Annotated in this window: 3 protein-coding genes; all 3 read right to left on the minus strand. The window is 65.9% G+C overall.

Going from position 1 to position 3,243, the window contains the following annotated elements:
- Positions 1 to 48: 48 nt before the first annotated feature.
- Complete coding sequence (locus tag EN969_RS23425; protein WP_027161453.1) at positions 49 to 1,563, minus strand: aldehyde dehydrogenase family protein; 1,515 nt, start codon at positions 1,561 to 1,563, stop codon at positions 49 to 51.
- Positions 1,564 to 1,748: 185 nt separating this feature from the next.
- Positions 1,749 to 3,023, minus strand: coding sequence for an RNA polymerase sigma factor (locus EN969_RS23430; RefSeq protein ID WP_024502666.1), 1,275 nt, complete (start codon positions 3,021 to 3,023; stop codon positions 1,749 to 1,751).
- Positions 3,020 to 3,243 (minus strand): YciI family protein (locus EN969_RS23435; RefSeq protein WP_245467476.1); only part of this gene is annotated, 224 nt, incomplete at its 5' end. The genes EN969_RS23430 and EN969_RS23435, both read right to left, overlap by 4 nt.

Below are 3,243 nucleotides of genomic sequence, written 5' to 3' on the forward strand. Positions count from 1 at the left end.
CCGTAACGGGGATGCCTTTCAATGCGGGCGATCAAAATCCCGAAGTTCTCAGTCGATGTCGAACGACACGCCCTGGGCGAGCGGCAGCGCCTTGGAATAGTTCACCGTGTTGGTGGCGCGCCGCATATAGGCCTTCCATGCGTCGGAGCCGCTCTCGCGGCCGCCGCCGGTTTCCTTTTCGCCGCCAAAGGCACCGCCGATCTCGGCGCCCGACGTACCGATGTTGACATTGGCAATGCCGCAATCCGATCCGTCGACACCCAGGAAACGCTCGGATTCCTGCAGGTCGCGGGTGAAGATCGACGACGACAGGCCTGCGCCCACGGCATTGTGCTCGTCGAGCACGGCGTCGAAATCCGAATATTTCATCACATAGAGGATCGGCGCGAAGGTCTCTTCCGTGACAGGGGCCACCTGCTTGGGCATCTCGACCAGCGCCGGGTGCACGTAATAGGCATCCGGGTGCCCGTTCTCGACCCGCGTGCCGCCGGTCACCTTGCCGCCATGGGCGGCGGCTTCCTTCAGCGCCTTCTGCATGGCCTCGTATGCCGCCTTGTCGATCAGTGGCCCGACCAGCGAGGAGGTCTCCAGCGGATTGCCGACAGACACACTCTCGTAAGCCTTCTTGAGGCGCGGAACCAGGGCGTCGTAGACGCTGTCATGCACGAACAGGCGCCGCAGCGTCGTGCAGCGCTGGCCGGCCGTGCCCATCGCTCCAAAGGCAATCGCGCGCAGCGCCATGTCGAGATCGGCGCTCGGGCAGACGATGCCGGCATTGTTGCCACCGAGTTCGAGCACTGCGCGGGCAAAGCGCTTGGCCAGCCGCGGGCCGACGTCGCGGCCCATGCGGGTCGAGCCGGTCGCCGAAACCAACGGCACTTTGGGGTGATCGACCAGGATCTCGCCGACGGCGCGGTCGCCGATCAGCACCGGCGCCAGGCCATCAGGTGCGTCCGCGCCGAAGCGCTTGACCGCACGCTTGAAGATGGCCTCGCAGGCAAGTGCGGTCAGCGGCGTCTTTTCCGACGGCTTCCACACCACCGCGTCGCCGCAGACCAGCGCCAGGGCGGCATTCCAGGACCACACCGCGACCGGGAAATTGAAGGCGGAAATGACGCCGACGACGCCGAGCGGATGCCAGGTTTCCATCATCCGATGGCCCGGGCGCTCGGTGGCGATGGTCAGGCCGTACAATTGCCGGGAGAGGCCTACGGCGAAATCGCAGATGTCGATCATCTCCTGCACTTCGCCGAGCCCCTCGGACGGGATCTTGCCGACCTCGATCGACACCAGCCGGCCAAGCTCGGCCTTGTGCGCGCGCAGTTCCTCGCCGAGCAGCCGCACCAGTTCGCCACGCCGCGGGCCCGGCACCATGCGCCAGGCCTGGAAGGCCTTGTGCGCGGCATCGATCACCTTGGCCGCGTCAGCCGGCGAGATCGTCTTCAGCGCCGCGATCTGCTCGCCCGTCACCGGGCTGCGCACGATCAGGTCGCCGCCGACGAGCGCTTCCTTGGCCACGCCCAGTTTCGCCAGCAGTTCGGTCGTTTCCTTGCCTATCGTCATTCTTGTCCCTTTCAGATCCCGTCGCCATCATATGGCGCTGGGTTAAGCCTTCGCCGTGTCGCCCGTGTGCCGAAAGGCACTTCAGGCGCAGTCATGGCGTGGCATTACTCGTTTCAGGGGAAAATCGCCACCCCGGCATGGTCCAAGCCCAAACTACACGATTGAGCCAGATGGGGAGGTGACGCTCAGTTTGCCTTTTTCGCCGGCGGGCGCACCGCACCGTCCTTGATCAACCGGTCGATATGCATGCGGATATGGGCAGCCTCTGCCGCCGTGTTCGCAAGCGCTATGGCGCGGTCGAAGGCGACGCGCGCCTCGTCGCCCCGGTCGAGCTGCATCAAGAGGCCCCCCTTGAGCCCGAAAAAGTGGAAATAGCCGGAAAGCCGTTCTTCCAGCGGCTCGATCATGGCCAGCGCCTCCCCCGGTCCACGCACCTTCGAGACCGCGACGGCCCGGTTGAGCGTGACCACCGGCGACGGCTGCATCTGCTCCAGCAAGCGGTAGAGCAGGTCGATCTCGTTCCAGTCCGTATCCTCGGCCTTTTCGGCCCGCGCATGCAGCGCGGCAATCGCCGCCTGCACCTGGTAAGGGCCGGGCTTGCGATGGCGCAGCGCCTTGTCGACCAGTGCCAGCCCCTCATCGATCATCTTGCGGCTCCACAGGCTGCGATCCTGGTCTTCGAGCAGCACGATCTCGCCGCTCTCGTCGAAACGGGCCGGTGCGCGCGCATGCTGCAGAAGCAACAGCGCCGTCAGCCCCATGATCTCCGGCTCCGTCTGGAACAGCCGCAGCAACAGCCGTGCCAGCCGGATCGCCTCCTCGCACAGCGGCGCGCGGGCCGGCGCCTCGCCGCTGTTGGTCGAATAGCCCTCGTTGAAGACCAGGTAGACCATGGCGGCGACGGCGGCGAGCCGTTCCGAGCGCTCGACCGCGCCAGGCGTCTCGAACGGCACGCCGGCGTCCGCAATGCGCGCCTTGGCGCGAGTGATGCGCTGCTCCATGGCGCTTTCGCCAACCAGGAAGGCGCGCGCGATCTGCTTGACGGTGAGACCGGAGACGATGCGCAGCGCCACCGCGATCTGCTGCGTTGCCGGCAGATCGGGATGGCAGCAGATGAACAGCAGCCGCAATATGTCGTCGCGGTAGTGCGCCCCGTCCAGCCGCTCGGCGATATCGCTCTCGGCGTCTTCCAGATCGGAAACCTGGTCTTCATCCGGCATCGGCGCCTGCTTGGCGCGCTTGCGCACCGCATCGATGCCGCTGTTGCGGCCGACGAAGATCAGCCAGGCCGCCGGGTCGCGCGGCGGCCCGTTCTGCGGCCAGTTCTTCAACGCCCTGAGGCACGCGTCCTGGAAAGCTTCCTCCGCCGTATCGAGATCGCGGAAATAACGCAGCAGCGCGCCCATCGCCTGCGGGCGGGCGGCGCTGATCGCGGAGCTGATCCAGGCCATTTCGGTCATGCGGAAACCGTTGTTGGGTTGAAGACCGAAACCGGCCGGATTTCATAGGAGCCGCCGCTCGGGTTGACCTCGGAAAGTTCGCGGGCGAACTCCACCGCCTCGTCGAGATCGGCGCATTCGAGCGTGTAGAAGCCGAGAAACTGTTCCTTGGTCTCGGCGAACGGCCCGTCGATGACGACCGATTCGCCTTTGACCTTCCTCAACGTCGTCGCGGCCGTGG

This window comes from Mesorhizobium sp. M7A.F.Ca.CA.003.01.2.1 (genome assembly GCF_003998945.1).
Taxonomy (GTDB): domain Bacteria; phylum Pseudomonadota; class Alphaproteobacteria; order Rhizobiales; family Rhizobiaceae; genus Mesorhizobium; species Mesorhizobium ciceri.